This window comes from Rhabdonatronobacter sediminivivens (assembly GCF_013415485.1).
GTDB classification, from domain to species: Bacteria; Pseudomonadota; Alphaproteobacteria; order Rhodobacterales; family Rhodobacteraceae; genus Rhabdonatronobacter; species Rhabdonatronobacter sediminivivens.
In genome coordinates this window covers 137,008-153,384 of sequence record NZ_JACBXS010000003.1, presented here as the reverse complement: position 1 = coordinate 153,384, position 16,377 = coordinate 137,008, and the positions used below count along the sequence as shown (strand labels likewise).

Genomic DNA, 16,377 nt, shown 5'->3' with positions numbered 1-16,377 from the left:
TGCGGCGGCGGCGTTCAAGTGTGGAATCCGGTTTTTGCGAAACTCTTTGTCATCTGTGCGGGGACAATCTGTCCGACTCCTGCCCGGTGCGGCGCAGTTCGGTTGACGAGATCGGCACCATAGGCATGTCGATGAAGCACCAGCGCGGCGCGCGGCGCTGTGCCAGGGTCGGGGCCAGGCGCGCGGGCAGGCGGGCACCCGCATAGCTGCGCGCCGCCACCGATCCAAGCGCCGCCAGCCTCTGACCGGGGCGGGCAAAGACGGCAATCGGCACCGATTCGATGATGCTGCGCCAGTCCTGCCAGCGGTGCAGATCGCGCAGGCCGTCGGCGCCCATCAGCCAGACCGGCCGCAGATGCGGGTACAGCCTGCGCAGCCGGACCAGGGTATCGGCGGTGTAACGGGTGCCCAGCTGCTGTTCGATATCGGTGGCCTGGACGCGCGGATGACCATCCAGAAGCGCCTGCGCCCGGGCCAGGCGTCTGTCCAGCGCTGCCGGCCCATGGGGTTTGAGCGGGTTTCCGGGGCTGACCAGCCACCAGATCCGGTCCAGCCGCAACCTGCGCATGGCCGCCCGGCTGAGCGCCAGATGCCCGGCATGGGCCGGATCGAACGACCCGCCGAACAGCCCGACGCTGGCCCCCGGCGGGGCGAATGGCAAGCGGTGTCGCATGGATTACGCCCCTTGTTGGCCGCAAGACCCTGGGCAGCCCTTGCCATAGCTTGCGCCGGGATGCGAGTCCCCGGGCGGGTGCTGCGTATGTGAAGGGATGGTACCGCCTCCCCGGCTTGAACGGGGGACCTCTGGATCCACAATCCAGCGCTCTAACCAACTGAGCTAAGGCGGCACTGCGCGCGATTTAGCCCCGGCGGCCACCAAATGCAAGGCCAAGATGCTTGAAAACCGCCCTCGCCGGGCGTATCGCTCGGCGCAAGGGAAGCGGCTTGGCATTGGGGAAAGCAATGGGCATCAACAAGGAAAGCGACGTCGAGGCCAGCCTGCAGATCGGCCCGACCAGCCTGGGCATGGTCCGGATCTATATCGCCGGAAACGGCGTGGACCTGCCGCTGGATTTCGACCCTGACGAGGCCGATGAGATCGCCGAGGAATTGGCCTCTGCGGCACGGGCCGCCCGGTCCATGGGCGAAAAGCCAAAACCAAAGGGCGGGAAGCGCACGCGCTGATCTCATCTGACCGGCGCTGCGCCGCAAGCAGCCGGGCGCGCCGTTACAAACCCAGCACCCCGGCACCCGCGGTCGAATCGCTGACATTGGCGCGGAACAGGCCGAACATCTCGCGCCCGATGCCGCTGTGACTGGCGCTCAGATCGGGGCGGGCGGGGGTGCGCGCGTCGAAATCGGAGGCCAGAACCTCCAGCGTTCCGGCATGGGCATCCAGCCGCACCAGATCGCCATCGCGCAACCGGGCCAGGGGGCCTTCCTTGGCGGCTTCGGGGCTCATGTGGATGGCGGCCGGAACCTTGCCGCTGGCCCCTGACATGCGCCCGTCCGTGACCAGCGCAACCTTGTAGCCACGGTCCTGCAGCACCGAAAGGGTGGGGGTGAGCGCATGCAGCTCTGGCATGCCATTCGCCGCGGGGCCCTGAAACCGCACCACCACCACAACATCGCCGGTAAATTCCCCGGCCCGGAACGCTGCCTTGACCGCGTCCTGATGCTCGAACACGCGGGCAGGGGCTTCGATCACCATCCGGTCCTCGGCCACGGCCGAGGTCTTGATGACCCCGCGCCCCAGATTGCCTTGCAGCTGCCGCAACCCGCCGGTGGGCTGGAACCCCTCGGCCACCGGGCGCAGGATCCGGTCATTCAGGCTTTCGCCCGCGCCGTCTTCCCAGACCAGCGCGCCGTCGCGCAGCTTCGGCTCCTGTGCGTAGCGTTTCAACCCGTCCCCCGCCACGGTGCGGGCGTCTTCATGCAGCAGCCCGGCCTCCAGCAATTCGCCGATCATGTAGCCCAGGCCCCCTGCGGCGTGGAAATGATTCACATCCGCCAGCCCGTTGGGATAGACCCGCGCCATCAGCGGCACGGCGGCGGAGATCTCGGCGAAATCCTCCAGGTCCAGGATGATCCCCGCTGCCCGCGCCATGGCAGGCAGATGCAGCACCAGATTGGTGGAGCCCCCGGTGGCCATCAGCCCCACCATCCCGTTGACAAAGGCGCGTTCATCCAGAATTTCCCCCGCCGGGCGATAGTCATTGCCTAGCGCCGTGATCTGCGCCGCGCGTTCGACCGCCGCCGATGTCAGCGCCTCGCGCAGCGGCGTGCCGGGGTTGACGAAGGCCGCGCCGGGCAGGTGCAGGCCCATGAACTCCATCAGCATCTGGTTGGTGTTGGCGGTGCCGTAGAAGGTGCAGGTGCCGGGGCCGTGGTAGCTTTCCATCTCGGCGCGCATCAGGGCGTCGCGGCCGACCTCTCCGGTGGCGAATTGCTGGCGGACCTTGGCCTTTTCATCATTGGGCAGACCGCTGACCATGGGCCCTGCGGGCACAAACACCGCAGGCACATGCCCGAAGCTGGCCGCCGCGATCACCAGCCCGGGCACGATCTTGTCGCACACCCCCAGCCAGAGCGCGGCATCGAAACAGTTATGGCTCATGGCCACCCCCGCCGACAGCGCGATCACATCGCGCGAGAAGAGCGACAGCTCCATCCCCGGCTGGCCCTGGGTCACACCGTCACACATGGCCGGCACGCCGCCCGCCACCTGCGCGGTGGCGCCCGCAGCCCGCGCAGCCGAACGGATCAGGTCCGGATAGCGTTCGAAGGGCTGATGCGCCGACAGCATGTCATTATATGCGGTGACGATCCCCAGATGCGGCGCGCGGCCTTCAGCCAGGGCGGACTTGTCAGCCTCCATCGCCGCATAGGCATGGGCCTGATTGGAGCAGCTCAGATGCGCGCGCACCGGGCCGGTTTCGGCAGCGGCGCGCAGGCGCTCCAGATAGCGGCCGCGCGTATCGGCGGAGCGGTTGCGGATGCGGTCGGTGACCTTGGCGATGCGTGAGTCCAATGGCATGAGCGGCCCTCTCTCGGTCTGCGCCTGGGGGATGATATAGCCAGTTAGCGCTAACGAAGCAATGCCCGCACCATATGCCTTGCGCGGCGTGCATGGCGGGGCTGTGGAAATGGCGGTAGCGGCGCGGCCTGCACCTGCCTAGATCACAGGCAGTTTAAAAAACACCGCTCACGGATCGATTCCCATGCAGACCCACCCGTTTCACCTGCCTTATCCTGATGACAGCACGCTTGAACGCCAGGTGCGCGCCATGCAGGCACGCGCCATGCGCGCGATGCTGGCCAATGCCCTGCGCTGGGCGCTCGCCAAGCTGCCCCGGCACGCGGATGCCAGCGCCGCGCCCGGTAGCCGCATCGCCTAAACGCGGCTCAGGCCGGATTCGTCGCCTCGGCCTCGGCGGCGGCTTCGGCTGCCGCTTCGATCGCCAGCAGGATCGACGCATGGCGGTTGCGATACTCCCGCGCCGGCTCCAAAACCTCATATCCGTCAAAGGGCGCGGAGGGCACCGGCCCCCCGGATTTCAGCATCGCCTGCAACTGATCGCGCGCGGCCTCCAGCTCTGCCCGGCTGCGCCCGATCACTGCCGCCCCCAGCACCGCCGCCGCCGCCTGCCCCAGGGCACAGGCCTTCACCTCCTGCCCGAACCGGCTCACCCGCCCCGCCTCCATGTCCAGCTCAACCGACACCATCGATCCGCACAGCGGTGAGCGGCGCTTGACCCGCGCCTGCGGGTGCTCCAGCCGCCCCAGATGCGGAATATCCGCCGCCAGGGCCAGAATCCGCCCGGAATAGAGCTTGATCAGGTCGGCATTCTCGGTCACCGGGCTTCCCCTTGCATCCATCCTGTCCTAAGCGGTATCCCCGCCCACATTCAGGAGATAACGCATGCGCTTCGATCCGCAATCCCTACGTTATGACGAAATGGGCCTGATCCCCTGCATCGCGCAAGATCATGACAGCGGTCAGGTGCTGATGGTCGCCTGGATGAATGTCGACTCCGTGGCCCGAACTCTGGAAACCGGGCGCGTCACCTATTGGTCCCGCTCACGCCAGGCATTCTGGGTCAAGGGCGAAAGCTCCGGGCATGTCCAGCACCTGGTCGAGCTGCGCATCGACTGCGACCGCGACTGCCTTCTGGCGCTGGTCAACCAGACCGGCCCCGCCTGCCACACCAACCGCCGCAGCTGCTTCTACACCGCCCTGCGCGACGGCGAGGAGGTCGAGATCATGGCCCCGCAGGCAGATTGACCAGCGCCCGTATATCCGCCGGGCTGGCCCCTTCAGCCCGATAGAGCGCAATCGCCCGCGCATCGTCGCGCTTGGCCAGCCGCTTGCCCTTTTCGTCGCGGATCAGCCGATGATGGTGATAGCGCGGCACCGGCAACGCCAGTAGCCGCTGCAACAACACATGAATGAAGGTCGCTTCAAACAGATCGGCGCCGCGCACCACCTCGGAAACCCCCTGCGCGGCATCATCGACCACCACCGCCAGGTGATAGCTGGTGCCCAGATCGCGCCGCGCCAGAACCACATCCCCCACCTGGCTGCGCATCCACTCCGGGTCAAGCGCATGCTCCCCGGCAAACCTCGCGCCGGTTTCCACAAAATGCGCCGGCCCGGCCAACACCAGCGCCCGGCCCATATCCAGCCGCAATACATCCCCGGGCCCGGCACGGTCCATGCCGCGCCCGCGACAGGTACCCGGATAGACCAGCCCGTCCGGCCCAATAGCCGCCGCACCTTCCTGCGGCGCCGAAACCGCGGCCTGGATATCCCTGCGGCGACAGCGGCAGGGATACACCACCCCCATCCCTGCCAGCCGCTCCAGCGCCGCGCGATACGCCCCCATCCGCGTTGACTGCCGCATCACAGGCTCGGGCCAGTCCAGCCCCAGCCAACGCAGATCCTCGAAGATCGCGGCCTCGAACACCGACCGACACCGCGCCTGATCGATATCCTCGATCCGCAGCAGAAACCGCCCCTGCCCCCTCGCGCGCTCCCAGGCCACCAGTGCCGAATAGGCATGGCCCAGATGCAACAACCCTGTGGGCGAGGGCGCAAACCGTGTCACCATCCCCGCAGCGCCCATACCCCTTTCATCCTTGTGAAAATATCCCGGGGGGTCCGGGGGGCTGGCCCCCGGGGCTGAACTTGCTACGGGACGCGCTGGTCACCCGCCGCGCCATCGGCCACCACAGCCCCCTCACCTTCGGCCGCCAGCCACGCGCCAAAGGCCTGTTTCGCCCGATCGGTGTAGGCGCGATACCGCTCCTTGCGTCCGCGCCGCCCGCCACGCGCGTCAATCGGCGGGAACAGTCCGAAATTCACATTCATCGGCTGAAAACTCTTCGCCTCGGCATCGCCGGTGATATGCGCCACCAGCGCGCCCATCGCCGTGTCGCGCGGCGGCGGGGGCAGGGTCCGTCCCAGCAACTCCGCCGCCGCCAGCCGCCCGGCCAGCAGGCCCATGGCAGCGCTTTCCACATAGCCCTCGACCCCGGTGATCTGGCCCGCAAAGCGAATCCAGGGCCGCGCGCGCAACCGCATCTCGCGGTCCAGAAGCGTCGGAGAATTGATGAAGGTATTCCGATGGATCCCCCCCAGCCGCGCGAATTGCGCCGCTTCCAGCCCGGGGATCATCCGGAACACCTCAACCTGCGCGCCGTATTTCATCTTGGTCTGAAAGCCCACGATATTATAGAGTGTTCCCAATGCGTTATCCCGCCTCAACTGCACCACCGCATGGGGCTTCACCTGCGGCGCATGGGGGTTGGTCAGCCCCACGGGCTTCATCGGGCCATGACGCAGCGTCTCGCGCCCGCGCTCGGCCATGACCTCGATGGGCAGGCAGCCGTCGAAATACTGCGCGGTCTCACCCTCGCGGAATTCGGTCTTGTCGGCGGCCAGCAGCGCGTCGATGAACCGCTCATACTGGTCGCGGTCCATGGGGCAGTTCAGATAGGCGGTGCGCTCTTCCTCGGTCTCGCCCTTGTCATAGCGAGACTGGAACCAGGCCTTGGACAGATCCACCGTGTCGAAATGCACGATCGGCGCGATGGCGTCGAAGAACGCCAACTGGTCGGCGCCGGTGGCTTCGCGGATCGCCTCGGCCAGCGGACCCGAGGTCAGCGGCCCGGTGGCGATGATCCACTGCCCCTCATCCGGCAGATCGCGCAACTCATGGCCCACCACGCGGACCCGCGGATGCGCGCGCAGCCGTGCCGTCACCCCGGCGGCAAAGGCATCGCGGTCCACCGCCAGCGCGCCGCCCGCGGGCAGCGCATGGGCGTCCGCCATTTCCATGATCAATCCGCCCGCGGCGCGCATTTCCCAATGCAGCAACCCCACGGCGTTGTTCTCGTCATCGTCCGAACGGAAAGAGTTCGAACACACCATTTCGGCCAGATCGCCCGTCCGGTGCGCAAAGGTGCCGACCTCGGGGCGCATCTCGTGGATCACCACGTTGACGCCCATGTTTGCAGCCTGCCAGGCAGCCTCGGCCCCGGCCATGCCGCCCCCAACAATGTTCAGAACCTGTGTCATGGGCGTGATCTAGCGCCTTGGCGCCCATCTGTGAAGGGTGTTCCGGCCCCCTTTCGCCGAACGCGCCCGCGCGTTCGGCAGCGCCCCCGAGGCGCGCGGGGTGGGCGGGTGGGCGCGGCTCGGGGGCGCTTCTCCCCGGCAACGGCCCGCGCCGCGTCAGGCACCCTGTGCGACTCCGTCCTCCGACCCCTCGGCGATCAGGTCGATATCCTCGACCCGCAGCCCGGCGGCGTTCAGCACCAGGCCGATGTCTTCGCCATCCAGACGGATCACCGCGTTGTTCGGGTCATCCGGGTCCGGGCTGACCAGCAGCTCCGGGTCCGGGTGAATATCCGGGTTGATCAGCAGCTGAATCCGGTCCTCTCCGGGCGTGTAATCCATGATGGTCACACGCTCTCCCGGGCCGATCCAGTCGCCCAGCACAAAGCGGTCCGCGCCGGGGCCGCCATGCAGCACATCATCGCCACCACCGAACAGCGTATCATCCCCTGCGCCGCCATTGAGGAAATTCTGCCCGCCATGGCCATCAATGCCGCCGATCAGCACGTCATCCCCCGCCCCCCCCATCAGGACGTTGCTGCCTCCGCCGGCGATCAGCAGATCATCGCCCCAGCCCCCCACCAGCGTATCATCGCCCGGCCCGCCGATCAGGATGTCATCACCCGGCCCTCCGTTCAGGGCGTTGTTGCCTGCAACGGCAACCAGAATGTCATTCCCCGGCCCACCGTTGAGCGTGTCATTCCCCGCCCCGCCCAGCAATGTGTCATCCCCGGGGCCGCCCTGGAGGGTCTGACCACCATCATGGGCGCGCAGGAGCTGCGGGGTGGTCCGGTCCTCGGGCGGCGGGAAACTGTCGCTGCTGTGCACGCCATCGTCCAGCGCCGGGTCATGCCAGCTGGCGTCCGGACTTTCATGCGCGGGCTGGCCATTGGCAAAGGGATGGCTGTCCATCGGGTCATGGTCCCAGGGCAGCTCGGGCGACAGGCTGGCGCTCGGCTCTGCCATGTATGCGGGGGCGTCGACTTCCTCGGGCGCGGCATAGGCCAGCAGGTCGATGCTTCCGCCACCCTCTGCCAGCGGCGCCGAATCATCCGCGTCAGGATCTTCGGACGACTCCGGCTCATCCAGCGCGTTTTTCATGAACGCATCGGCAGCGCTGCCAGCAAGGGCAGCCGCCAGCAATCCCAGCAGCCAGTACATACCACACCCAATCTGTCACCCACCCCGCAGTATCTGCGATTCGCGCGAACAAACGAAGCACAAGTCATGGTGAACGCCGCGCTTTCCGCGCAAATGGTTAACACAAGCCCGTGCCGCTGCCCGGGGGCTTTTCAACGGCGCGCGGATCGCCTATACGCCGCGCAGCGTCCTGGACGCGTTCCTCCCGGGGCTTGCTGGACGACATCCCGGCCCGCACCCGAAACCCCATCTTCCGGAAAAGGAGACCCCGATGTCGATCACCGTTGAAGAGAAGACCCGCATCATCAAGGAATTCGCGCGCGCCGAAGGCGACACCGGCTCGCCCGAGGTGCAGGTGGCCGTGCTGACCAGCCGGATCGCCACCCTGACCGAGCATTTCAAGACCCACAAGAAGGACAACCATTCCCGCCGTGGGCTTCTGAAACTGGTGGCCACGCGCCGCAAGCTGCTTGACTACCTGCGCTCGAAGGACGAAGGCCGCTACCGTGACCTGATCGGCAAGCTGGGCATCCGCCGCTGAGGCAGCGCAGCCCGAACGCCCTTGCAACGCCCGCCCCTTCGGCGGGCGTTTTGCGTTTTGGGCGAAAGCTCAGGTTGTCTGCGCAATCACATCCGGCACGATCCCCGATGCAGCGATGAACCGCGCCGGATCATGGCCGCGAAACAGCCCGTGGCCCGCGATCAGCACGGTGCCAAACCCCGCCGCCCGCCCGCCCAGCACATCGGTGTGCAGCGTGTCGCCCACCATGGCGATGCGGTGGCGCGGCAGGGTGCCCATACGGGCATAGGCGGCCTCGAAGGCCGGGCCGTGGGGTTTGCCGAAGAACTCGGGGCGGACGGGCAGGTCGGCGGCGAAATGGCCGGGCTCCAGGGCGAATCCGGCCTCGTTCGGTGAGATCACATCGGGGTTGGCGATCACGACCGGGCGCGGGCGGGCGGCCAGTGCGGCGGCCAGCGTGGCGTTGCGCGCCGCAGTCCAGCCGTCCGAGCCCAGGAAGACAAAGCCATCGGCACGCTCCAGCAGGCTGGCGTCCTGCGACAGCGGGGAGACCGGCACGGGAAGGTCATCGAACCCGGCCCCCGGCCCGGCAATCGCCGCCCACAGAAACCCCGGCTCCGCCTGCGCCAGCCGCCCGGCGGCAACATCGCGGCTGGCCACAACCTCGGGCGCGGTGAAATCAAAGCCCCAGGCGGTGTATTTCGCCAGCGCCGTGCGGCGCGGCACGCTGGCCCCATTGGTCAGCACCACCACCGCCTTGCCCGCCGCGCGCATCTGCGCGATCCGCTCCACCGCGCCGGGGATCGCCCGCCCGCCAACATTCAACACGCCGTAAGCATCCAAAATGAAGCCGTCATAGCGGTCGAACACCGCTGACAGGTCGGTGACATGGGTGCTCTGGGCCGGGAAATCGGCCTGGGGCAGAAGGGGGCGCAGGGTTTCATAGCGGGCACAGGCCCAGTCGGCGTCGATCTCGGCCGCGGCAGGGGCGGGGCAGGGCAGGTCCAAGGCGGCGGCTCCGGGTCGGTGAACTGGCCCCGTTTCTGGCCCCTTCCTGCCCGGCTGGCAAGGCGATATCGCCGGTTGCACTGGCCCGTCACAGCGGGCTGGTCAGGTGCCCGCCATCCGCCACCAGAACCGATCCGGTCATGAAGCGCCCGGCGTCCGAGGCCAGCAGCAGAAGTGGCCCGTCCAGATCCTGCGGCTGGCCCAGGCGGCGCTGGGGGATGCGCTTGATCATCGCCTGCCCGTGGGGCCCGGCGAAGTAATCGCGGTTCAGGTCGGTCTGGATATACCCCGGCGCCAGCGCGTTGACGCGGATGCCATGGCGCGCCCATTCCAGCGCGTGGTGTTGCGTCATCTGGATCAGCGCGGCCTTGGTGGTGGCATAGGCGCTGACCCCGGCCCCCTGCCGCAACCCCAGAATGGAGGCCACGTTGACCACCGCCCCGCCTTGGCCACGCGCGACCATGCGCCGGGCGGCCTCCACCGCCATGCGGCGGGCACCGTCCAGATTGACGGCAAAGATACGCGCCCAGTCGGCGTCTGATTGGTCCAGCGCGGCGCCGGGTTCGGCGATACCGCTGTTGTTGATCAGGATATCCACGGGGCCCAGCGTGGCCTCGGCGGCGTCAAAGGCATTGGTGACGGCCTTCGGGTCGGTCACATCCAACGCGACCACCATGGCGCCGGTTGCGGCCAGCCGCTCGCGCAAAGGCTCCATGGCCTGGGTGCGCCGCGCGGCCAGCACCACCGAGGCCCCCGCCCCCGCCAGCGTTTCGGCAAAGCGCGCGCCGAGGCTGCCCGAGGCGCCGGTGACCAGCGCCACCTTGCCCGTGAGTGAAAAGCGGTCGGCAAGATCAGGTGTCATGGAGGTCCTTTGGCAGATGGGTGGCGCGATCCTCGGGGCTGAGGCTGCGCGGGTCGGCGATCCAGGCGCGCAGGGCGGCGCGGGTTTTCAGCCGGGCGTGGAGGCTTGCGTCCTGGTCATGGGCGCCTGCGCGGATGGCGGCGGGGTCGAGCCCGGCCAGCGCGGCATCGGCGGTGGCCAGATGGGGGGCGGCGCGGGCCTCGCGCGCGGCGGTGGCCACGGCATTGGCGGCCAGAAGGGCGTGGTAGCGGGCGGCGCCGGTGAGCTGTGGGGCGAGGGTCTGGCGCAGCTCGGTTGCGGCCTGGTCCAGCAGGTCGATGCCGCGGGGGGGCATGGGGTGGGTCATGGGTTGGAGCCTTGGGGGCTGGAGTTCTGGGGGCCGAAGTTCTGGGGGGCGGTCATGCGCAGCAGGGCAAGCTCCAGCGTGTCGGCGATGCGCCCGGTCAGTTGCAGATGCAGCGCGCGCTCCTGGCCGCTGGTGTGGCGGGCCTCTTGCTGCAGCGCGATGACCGCCCAGCGAAGATGGGCCATCACCTCCCACCAGGCGATGCGCGCAGGGTCGATGGGGGCGCCGCCCTGGCCCGTGTAACCGGCATAGAAGGGCGCGCGCGCGGCGATCCCGCCAGCCTCCAGCTCTGGGCGCGAGAAACGCCAGCATTCGGCGCAGAACCAGCCGATATCGGCCATCGGATCGCCCCAGCCTGCGAATTCCCAATCCAGCACCGCCGTCAGCCCCTGCGCATCCACCATGTAGTTGCCGGTGCGGAAATCTCGGTGCGCAAGGACCACATCGCCGGGCGGGGGCGCGTGGAGTTCGCAGTGCCGCAGCGCCCAGTCCAGCCCGGGATGGGGGGTGCCCAGATCATCGAGCCAGCCGCGCAGAAGGGCGATCTCGGCCACCGCCGGGTCTTCGGGACGATCCCCAAGTATCGCCCGGATCTGCCCCTCGGGGCGGAGTGCGTGGATGGTTGCCAGTTGCTGCCCCAGGGCGTGGGCCAGCGCATCGCGGTCCCCGCCGAGCGTGGTGTCGCGCACCAATTTGGGGCCGTAGCCTTCGCCCGCGACACGTTCGAGCACGGCGAAGGGGGCGCCGAGGATCTGGTCGTCATCGCAGAACCCTACCGGGCGGGGGACGCGCACGCCGCCCGCATGGGCCGCCGCCAGCAGCGCGTATTCCTGCGCGCGGGGGCGCGAGGCGCCGATGGTGGCGGGGGCGTCCCGGCGCAGGACCAGCGCATGGGTGGCCCCCCCGGCGGTGACGTCCAGCGCCCAGTTTTCCTGGATCGCACCGCCCGAGAGTTTGCGCGCCGCCGTGACCTGCGCCTTGGCCGCCCCCAGGGCGGTTGCCAGCCAGTCCGCCAGCGCGGGGTTGGCGGTCAGGTCGCTCATGCGCCCCAGGTCCAGAACCTGTCACCCTCCTGCGCATAGGCGCCCGCCAGCACCATTCGGTGCACTTCGGAGGCGCCATCGACAAGCCGCGCCTGCCGGGCGTAGCGGTAGATCCATTCCACCACCCGGTCCTTGGAATAGCCCTGCGCGCCGCACAGCTGGATGGCCGTATCGGCGGCCTGGTGCAGCGTGTCGGCGACATGGATCTTGGCCATGGACACCTCCTTGCGCGCGAAATCCCCCTGATCGAGCTTCCAGGCCGCGTGCATGGTCAGCAGACGCCCGATCTGGATGTCATGTGCCACCTGCCCCATCATCAGCCGCACCGATTCGCGGTCGGCCAGGCGAATGCCGAAGCCCTCGCGCGTGGCGATGTAATCCTGCGCCTCGGCCATGGCGCGTTTGGCCAGGCCCAGCCAGCGCATGCAATGGGTCAGCCGCGCGGTGCCAAGCCTGATTTGCGTCAGCTTCAGCCCGTCGCCGACCTCCATCAGCCGGTCGCTGTCCGGGATTTCCAGCCCGTCGAAGCTCAGTTCGCAATGCCCTCCGTGTTCCTCGGGGCCCATGATGGGGATGCGGCGGGTGATCTCCCAGCCGGGGCTATCGCGGTGGAACAGGAACGCCGTCAGGTGGCGGCGTTTTTCGTCCGCGTTGTGGTCGGTGCGGGCGATGAGGATGAAATGATCGGCTGCGCCCGCGCCGGTGATGAACCACTTTCGGCCCGTGATCCGCCAGGTGTCGCCGTGGCGTTCGGCGCGGGTGCGGATCATGCCGGGGTCAGAGCCACCGCCCGGCGCGGGTTCAGTCATCACGAAGGCTGAGCGCGCTTTGCCGTCGATCAGCGGTTGCAGCCAGCGGTCCTGCTGCGCGGGCGTAGCGCGGCGGGACAGGATGTCGATATTGCCGTCATCGGGCGCGGCGCAGTTGAAGACCACGGGGCCAAAGAGCGAGCGGTTGGCTTCCTCATACATCACCGCGCGGGCCGTCACCGACAGCCCCATGCCGCCACGGTCCACCGGCGCCTGCGGGCACCAGAGACCATCGCGCATGGCACGCGCGCGCAGGGGCGCCAGCGCGTCCAGGCGGATGTTCTCATGGTCGTCCCAGGTGCTGCGGTCAGCCTCGACCGGCAGGATATGGGCCTCGACGAAAGCGCGGGTGCGGGCGCGAAGGTCCTCGATCTCGGGCGAAAGTGCGAAATCCATCCGGGGTTACTCCTGGCCTCGGCGTTTCAGTTCGGCCGCGTTCCAGGCGGTCAGGGCCTGATAGTCGGGCACGAAGCCCAGCCCCTTGGTGGCATCCGAACTGACAACCTGTTGCGAGGTCACAATATCCACCACTGCGGGCGCATTGGCCAGCGCGCGTTCCAGCGCGGGGGCCAGATCCTCGGGGCGTTCGACGCGCTCGCCATGGGCACCCAGCGCGTGGGCCATCCCGGCATAGTCCGAGTGGCGCAGCGTGGTGCCGATGACGCGGCCGCCGTAATTGTCCTGCTGATCGAAGCGTTCGATGTTCCAGGCGGCATTGTTGGACACGATGAACACGGCCCTGGCGCCATGGCGCACGGCGGTGTCGATCTCCATGGCGTTGAGCCCGAAGGCCCCGTCGCCATTCACGGAAATCACCTGCCGGTCCGGATGGGCCAGCGCGGCGGCCACGGCAAAGGGCACGCCCACCCCCAGGCAGCCAAAGGCGCCCGCGTCCATATAGGTTTCGGCCTGCAGCCCCACGCGGGCAAAGCTGAGCAGATCGCCCCCGTCGGCGATGCCGATGTGATCCGGCGCGGCCAGATCGCGCAGGGCCTCGAATATCGCCATGGGGTGGATCGCGCCATCGGGGCCAGTGGCGGGGCGGTTGGCGGGGGGCTTGCGGGCGCTGCGCTCCAGGTGTTTGGCGTGCAGCCCGGCCAGCCAGTCGCGCGGGGCTTGCGGCGGGCTGGCTTCCAGTGCGTCGGCAATGGCGTCCAGCGCCAGCGCCGGATCGGCCAGCAGTTCGGGATCGCCTCGGCGGTTGTCCAGCAACTCGCCCGCGGTGTCGGCGATGCGGATGAAACGGGCCTCGGGAAAGACCGCCGGCGAGCCGTAACCCAACTGATAGTCCAGCTTGCGCCCCACCACGACCACCAGATCGGCGCCACCCATGGCCTGCGCGCGCATGGCGCCGACCACCGCGCCATGATCGCCCGGCACCAGGCCGCGGCTTTCCTGCGTGTCCAGATAAGCCGCGCCCGAGGCGTCCAGCATCCGCCGCAGCGCTGCCCCGGCCCCGCGCGCGCCCCGCCCGGTGATGACCAGCGGGCGCTCCGCTCTGCGCAGGGCGTCCGCGATCTGCGCCACGGTGTCCGGGTCCGGCAGCGGGCGGCGGAAGGGCTTGGCGCGCATCCAGTCGGCCAGCACCAGGTTTTCGGGCACATGGGTGCGCAGCACGTCGGTGGGAATTTCGATGTAACTCGGCCCCGGCTCTCCCATGTCGCCCATGGCGCGGGACCAGGCCTCGTCCATCTCGCGGATGACCTGATCGGCCACCCGGGCGGTGCGGGCGTAGCGCGACACGGGGCGCAGGATGTCCACATGCGGGATGTCCTGCAACGGCCCCATGTTCGCCTGCGGGCGCGAGGTGCAGCCGCCGATCAGCACCACCGGCACGCGCGCCAGCGACGCATTCGCCATGGCCGTGACCGTGTTCGTCACCCCCGGCCCGGCGGTGACCATGGCCACGCCCACCCCGCCGGTCAGCTCCGCATGGGCGTGCGCCATGTGGACGGCGGCGGCTTCATGGCGCACGTCGATGATGCGGATGCCGAGGCGGCCCAGGAAATCCCAGATCGGCTGGATATGCCCGCCTTGCAGGCCGAACACCCGGTCCACCCCGCGTTCCAGAAGGAAGCGCGCGATCCATGCGGCGCAGGATTGCGGGTCGGTGTTCAGGTCGATGCCGCTCATGTCATTTCTCCGTTCTGGGGGGCGCTGTAGCGCGCGCGCAGTTCGCGATGCAGGATCTTGCCGGTGGCCGTGCGGGGCATGTCATCATAGGACACAAAGGCCACCGACCGCGGGCGCTTGAACCCGGCGATACGGCCCTGCGCCCAGTCGATGATCGCCTGCGCATCCGGCGCGGCGCCCGCGTGGGGCACGATCACGGCATGGACGCTTTCGCCCCATTTCTCGTGCGGCACGCCGATCACGGCCACATCCTGAACGGCCGGATGGCCGCCCAGCACCTGCTCCACCTCGGACGGATAGACGTTCTCACCGCCCGAGATGATCATGTTCTTCTTGCGGTCGATCAGCTTGATGAAACCCTGCTCATCGCGCAGCGCCATGTCGCCCACGGTGCAGTAATCGCCGCGGAAGGCTTCGGCGGTTTTCCCGGGCAGGTTCCAGTATTCCTCGAACGTGTAGGGCGTGCAGTGGTAGAGCTCGCCGGGCTGGCCGTCGGGCACCTCGTTTCCATCCTCATCCAGGATACGAATGGGGGCCGAACCCACGCATTCGCGCCCCACGGTGCCCAGATGGTCGAATTGTTCATGCGGATGCAGGAAGGTGACCCAGCCGCCCTCGGACGACCCGTAAAGTTCGTAGAGGCCCGAGTTCGGGAACATCTCCATCACCGCGCGCTTGGTATCGGCGCGCGCCGGGGCGGAGGAGATCATCAGCTTGCGGATGCGGCTGAGGTCCAGCGCGCTGCGCGCCTTCGCGGGCAGGGACTGCATCAGGATGTAATGCGTCGGCACCAGCGAGGTGAAGCTGACCCCCATCTCGGCGATGGTGCGCAGCGCGTGTTCCGGGTCGAAACTGGCGCGGCTGTAGATGCTGACCCCGCCGCCGCAATAGGCGAAGGAGCCGAAGAAATTGACCGAATTGGCGTGGCACATGGGCATGACCAGCAGCGCATCATCGCTCCGGTGAATGCCCAGCTCGATCTCGGTCACCATGGACAGAAGCGCCGCGCCGCGGTGGCTGCGGATCACGCCCTTGGGGTTGCCCGTGGTACCCGAGGTATACATCAGCGTCCACGGGTCCGAAGCCGCGACCGCCACGCCGGGTTCGCTGTCACTTGCGCGCGCGATCAGGTCCTCATAGCCCTGCCAGCCTGCGGGCGCATGGCCCCCGAAATGGATGAACCGCCCGTCGGGCAGGGCGAGGTCCGCGCGCACCTCCTCCAGCACGCCGTGCAGCCCCTCCTGCACGATGACCGCCGCCGCCCCGCTGTCGCGCACCGCAAAGCCGATCTCGGCCGGGGTGAGGCGAAAATTGATGGGAACCACCACGATCCCGGCCTTGGCCACGGCGACATAGATCTCGGCCCATTCCACGCAGTTCCAGGCCAGAACCGCCAGCCGGTCCCCCTTGACCAACCCCAGCCCCGCCAGCGCATTTCCCAGCGCACAGGCGCGCCGGTTCCACTGCGCCATGGTCATCGCGCGTTCCAGATCACGCGCGCCCGGCGCCTCCGGACGCAAGCGCGCCTGCGCCGTCAGAACCTGACCAAGCGTCAAAAGATCCCGCATCCGCGCCTCCGGTGGCTTACGAGTGAGCAGGGCGTTACCCCTACTGAATTCTGAATTCGATACCAGCCCACTTCCAGGCCGTCAAGGCCTTGGACAAGTGCTGTCTGATCGACAGCACATGAGCACGGCCAGTGCTTTCTGCCCGGATTTCATCAGGCTAACCCGTGGGGTCATCGCTGTCCGGTTCCCGCTGACCCTCGCCCACTACCCGCCCCGGCCCTTCTGCGGCCCTTCTGCGGCCTGAGTCTCAAAGGCAACAGAGGGGCCGCGCCGAATGTGGTGGGGGCCAATTGACGCTACCCAATCTGTCGCGGTGTGCCTATAGTTCT

At 68.3% G+C, this 16,377-nt stretch carries 17 protein-coding genes and 1 tRNA gene; 4 read left to right on the top strand and 14 right to left on the bottom strand.

Annotation, left to right across the window (positions count from 1 at the left end; translation table 11 throughout):
* Positions 1–49: 49 nt before the first annotated feature.
* Positions 50–673 (bottom strand): nicotinate-nucleotide adenylyltransferase, encoded by a 624-nt coding sequence (locus HUK65_RS02520; protein WP_179904550.1) that lies wholly within the window; start codon positions 671–673, stop codon positions 50–52.
* 98 nt (positions 674–771) lie between these two features.
* Positions 772–848 (bottom strand) — tRNA-His (locus HUK65_RS02515).
* Positions 849–963: 115 nt separating this feature from the next.
* Between HUK65_RS02515 and HUK65_RS02510 the strand changes: the two genes are divergently transcribed.
* Positions 964–1,185 (top strand): DUF6324 family protein, encoded by a 222-nt coding sequence (locus HUK65_RS02510; RefSeq protein WP_179904549.1) that lies wholly within the window; start codon positions 964–966, stop codon positions 1,183–1,185.
* Between the two features lie 43 nt (positions 1,186–1,228).
* On the opposite strand, the gene edd is transcribed toward HUK65_RS02510, so the two are convergent.
* Positions 1,229–3,037: a phosphogluconate dehydratase gene (gene edd / locus HUK65_RS02505; protein ID WP_179904548.1), complete on the bottom strand. Its 1,809-nt coding sequence runs from the start codon at positions 3,035–3,037 to the stop codon at positions 1,229–1,231.
* Positions 3,038–3,221: 184 nt separating this feature from the next.
* Between edd and HUK65_RS02500 the strand changes: the two genes are divergently transcribed.
* On the top strand, positions 3,222–3,398 hold the full coding sequence (locus tag HUK65_RS02500; protein WP_179904547.1) for an RSP_7527 family protein: 177 nt from the start codon (positions 3,222–3,224) through the stop codon (positions 3,396–3,398).
* A gap of 7 nt (positions 3,399–3,405) precedes the next feature.
* On the opposite strand, the gene HUK65_RS02495 is transcribed toward HUK65_RS02500, so the two are convergent.
* Complete coding sequence (locus HUK65_RS02495) at positions 3,406–3,858, bottom strand: iron-sulfur cluster assembly scaffold protein (RefSeq protein WP_179904546.1); 453 nt, start codon at positions 3,856–3,858, stop codon at positions 3,406–3,408.
* Positions 3,859–3,922: 64 nt separating this feature from the next.
* Between HUK65_RS02495 and hisI the strand changes: the two genes are divergently transcribed.
* Positions 3,923–4,285, top strand: a complete 363-nt coding sequence (gene hisI, locus HUK65_RS02490) for a phosphoribosyl-AMP cyclohydrolase (protein ID WP_179904545.1) — start codon at positions 3,923–3,925, stop codon at positions 4,283–4,285.
* Here the strand turns inward: hisI and gluQRS are convergent.
* The 3 genes from gluQRS to HUK65_RS02475 form a co-directional block, all read right to left on the bottom strand.
* Positions 4,263–5,111 carry a tRNA glutamyl-Q(34) synthetase GluQRS gene (gluQRS, locus tag HUK65_RS02485; protein ID WP_179904567.1) on the bottom strand — a complete coding sequence of 283 codons (849 nt, stop codon included), beginning with the start codon at positions 5,109–5,111 and terminating at the stop codon, positions 4,263–4,265. The genes hisI and gluQRS overlap by 23 nt on opposite strands.
* A gap of 80 nt (positions 5,112–5,191) precedes the next feature.
* Positions 5,192–6,580: a methylenetetrahydrofolate--tRNA-(uracil(54)-C(5))-methyltransferase (FADH(2)-oxidizing) TrmFO gene (gene trmFO / locus HUK65_RS02480; RefSeq protein WP_179904544.1), complete on the bottom strand. Its 1,389-nt coding sequence runs from the start codon at positions 6,578–6,580 to the stop codon at positions 5,192–5,194.
* Between the two features lie 156 nt (positions 6,581–6,736).
* Complete coding sequence (locus HUK65_RS02475) at positions 6,737–7,780, bottom strand: calcium-binding protein (RefSeq protein WP_235441720.1); 1,044 nt, start codon at positions 7,778–7,780, stop codon at positions 6,737–6,739.
* Between the two features lie 250 nt (positions 7,781–8,030).
* Between HUK65_RS02475 and rpsO the strand changes: the two genes are divergently transcribed.
* Complete coding sequence (gene rpsO, locus HUK65_RS02470) at positions 8,031–8,300, top strand: 30S ribosomal protein S15 (RefSeq protein WP_179904543.1); 270 nt, start codon at positions 8,031–8,033, stop codon at positions 8,298–8,300.
* Positions 8,301–8,369: 69 nt separating this feature from the next.
* Here rpsO and HUK65_RS02465 read toward each other — a convergent pair whose 3' ends face one another.
* From HUK65_RS02465 to HUK65_RS02435, 7 genes are all read right to left on the bottom strand, one after another.
* Positions 8,370–9,287 carry an HAD-IIA family hydrolase gene (locus tag HUK65_RS02465; RefSeq protein ID WP_235441719.1) on the bottom strand — a complete coding sequence of 306 codons (918 nt, stop codon included), beginning with the start codon at positions 9,285–9,287 and terminating at the stop codon, positions 8,370–8,372.
* An 88-nt stretch (positions 9,288–9,375) separates the two neighbouring features.
* Positions 9,376–10,149 (bottom strand): SDR family oxidoreductase, encoded by a 774-nt coding sequence (locus HUK65_RS02460; protein WP_179904542.1) that lies wholly within the window; start codon positions 10,147–10,149, stop codon positions 9,376–9,378.
* Positions 10,139–10,495 carry a DUF6285 domain-containing protein gene (locus tag HUK65_RS02455; protein WP_179904541.1) on the bottom strand — a complete coding sequence of 119 codons (357 nt, stop codon included), beginning with the start codon at positions 10,493–10,495 and terminating at the stop codon, positions 10,139–10,141. The genes HUK65_RS02460 and HUK65_RS02455 overlap by 11 nt, the downstream gene beginning before the upstream one ends.
* Positions 10,492–11,538 carry a phosphotransferase family protein gene (locus tag HUK65_RS02450; protein ID WP_179904540.1) on the bottom strand — a complete coding sequence of 349 codons (1,047 nt, stop codon included), beginning with the start codon at positions 11,536–11,538 and terminating at the stop codon, positions 10,492–10,494. Before HUK65_RS02450 ends, HUK65_RS02455 begins: the two co-directional genes overlap by 4 nt.
* The gene (locus tag HUK65_RS02445; protein ID WP_179904539.1) at positions 11,535–12,743 is read right to left on the bottom strand and encodes an acyl-CoA dehydrogenase family protein; all 1,209 of its coding nucleotides are present in this window, start codon (positions 12,741–12,743) and stop codon (positions 11,535–11,537) included. Before HUK65_RS02445 ends, HUK65_RS02450 begins: the two co-directional genes overlap by 4 nt.
* Before the next feature lie 6 nt (positions 12,744–12,749).
* Entirely contained in the window at positions 12,750–14,480 is a 1,731-nt protein-coding gene (locus HUK65_RS02440) for a thiamine pyrophosphate-binding protein (protein WP_179904538.1), read from the bottom strand.
* Positions 14,477–16,048 carry a class I adenylate-forming enzyme family protein gene (locus HUK65_RS02435; RefSeq protein WP_179904537.1) on the bottom strand — a complete coding sequence of 524 codons (1,572 nt, stop codon included), beginning with the start codon at positions 16,046–16,048 and terminating at the stop codon, positions 14,477–14,479. Before HUK65_RS02435 ends, HUK65_RS02440 begins: the two co-directional genes overlap by 4 nt.
* Between the last annotated feature and the right edge of the window lie 329 nt (positions 16,049–16,377).

Excerpts from the sequence above, each read along its gene's own strand:
- HUK65_RS02520 (WP_179904550.1), bottom strand. The coding sequence starts at position 673 with ATGCGACACCGCTTGCCATTCGCCCCGCCGGGGGCCAGCGTCGGGCTG.
- HUK65_RS02510 (WP_179904549.1), top strand. The coding sequence starts at position 964 with ATGGGCATCAACAAGGAAAGCGACGTCGAGGCCAGCCTGCAGATCGGC.
- edd (WP_179904548.1), bottom strand. The coding sequence starts at position 3,037 with ATGCCATTGGACTCACGCATCGCCAAGGTCACCGACCGCATCCGCAAC.
- HUK65_RS02500 (WP_179904547.1), top strand. The coding sequence starts at position 3,222 with ATGCAGACCCACCCGTTTCACCTGCCTTATCCTGATGACAGCACGCTT.
- hisI (WP_179904545.1), top strand. The coding sequence starts at position 3,923 with ATGCGCTTCGATCCGCAATCCCTACGTTATGACGAAATGGGCCTGATC.
- gluQRS (WP_179904567.1), bottom strand. The coding sequence starts at position 5,111 with ATGGTGACACGGTTTGCGCCCTCGCCCACAGGGTTGTTGCATCTGGGC.
- trmFO (WP_179904544.1), bottom strand. The coding sequence starts at position 6,580 with ATGACACAGGTTCTGAACATTGTTGGGGGCGGCATGGCCGGGGCCGAG.
- HUK65_RS02475 (WP_235441720.1), bottom strand. The coding sequence starts at position 7,780 with ATGTACTGGCTGCTGGGATTGCTGGCGGCTGCCCTTGCTGGCAGCGCT.
- rpsO (WP_179904543.1), top strand. The coding sequence starts at position 8,031 with ATGTCGATCACCGTTGAAGAGAAGACCCGCATCATCAAGGAATTCGCG.
- HUK65_RS02460 (WP_179904542.1), bottom strand. The coding sequence starts at position 10,149 with ATGACACCTGATCTTGCCGACCGCTTTTCACTCACGGGCAAGGTGGCG.
- HUK65_RS02455 (WP_179904541.1), bottom strand. The coding sequence starts at position 10,495 with ATGACCCACCCCATGCCCCCCCGCGGCATCGACCTGCTGGACCAGGCC.
- HUK65_RS02450 (WP_179904540.1), bottom strand. The coding sequence starts at position 11,538 with ATGAGCGACCTGACCGCCAACCCCGCGCTGGCGGACTGGCTGGCAACC.
- HUK65_RS02445 (WP_179904539.1), bottom strand. The coding sequence starts at position 12,743 with ATGGATTTCGCACTTTCGCCCGAGATCGAGGACCTTCGCGCCCGCACC.
- HUK65_RS02440 (WP_179904538.1), bottom strand. The coding sequence starts at position 14,480 with ATGAGCGGCATCGACCTGAACACCGACCCGCAATCCTGCGCCGCATGG.
- HUK65_RS02435 (WP_179904537.1), bottom strand. The coding sequence starts at position 16,048 with ATGCGGGATCTTTTGACGCTTGGTCAGGTTCTGACGGCGCAGGCGCGC.